This window comes from Oleiphilus sp. HI0066, assembly GCF_001635725.1.
Genome location: NZ_LWFH01001837.1, coordinates 1 through 887, shown reverse-complemented (window position 1 = coordinate 887; position 887 = coordinate 1). Strand labels below are relative to the sequence as shown.

The window sequence follows — 887 nt, the reverse complement described above, 5'->3', positions numbered from 1 at the left end:
AATCAATTCGCATGCTGATTACTGTGCTTTTATTGAAATAGCGGATAACCATTTTGTCGCTTCTATATCCCCTGAACAGTTTATTGAATGCGACCACGGAACAATGATGACGAAACCTATAAAGGGAACCGTCAAATCAACAGGCAGAATCACAAAAGAGCAGACATCAGAGTTACAGAACTCAAAAAACCGTGCAGAGAATCTTATGATTGTCGACCTATTACGGAATGATTTGAGTAAAGTCTCGCGATTACATTCAGTGAATGTTACAAAACTATTTGATATTGAGAGCTTTAATAATGTTCATCACTTAGTTAGCACAATTACTAGTGAAATAGATTGCTCAAAACACACCCCGTTTACCGCTTTTTTAAGCGCATTTCCCGGAGGATCTATTACCGGCGCACCCAAAAAGCGTGCACAGGAAATTATCACGGAGCTAGAGGCTCACCCTCGCCGCTTTTACTGTGGGTCAATATTTATGTGGGATAACGATCTGGATAAGTTTCAATCTAATATTCTGATACGTACCGTGGAGATTGAAAAGAAAAAAGCTTTTTGTTGGGGAGGGGGCGGAATCGTGGCTGATTCTCAATTAGACGAGGAATATATGGAAAGTCTCAATAAGATCGCGCATATCACCGGAAAATTGATTGAGACTTAAACTCAGTCACGAGCAGTGTAGCTATATAACTAACCTCATCATGCAACTACCTAGTTTTTCGTAAGGCTCGAGGCAGTTTGTAAAAGTATAGTTCGCTCTTTAACAAGCATATGATACATATAACGCAATTTTTCAGGGAACACAGATTCCGTTATTTGATGAACCAGGTTTTGTTCAGTTAACGCATTAACATAGCCAAGCAATCTAGCTCTTGAGGCTCGAC

The 887-nt window shown here is 39.8% G+C and carries 1 protein-coding gene; it reads left to right on the top strand.

From position 1 onward, the window contains the following. Positions 1-664: chorismate-binding protein (locus tag A3738_RS28525; RefSeq protein WP_197474113.1), on the top strand; the 664-nt coding region annotated here is incomplete at its 5' end. Positions 665-887: the final 223 nt, after the last annotated feature.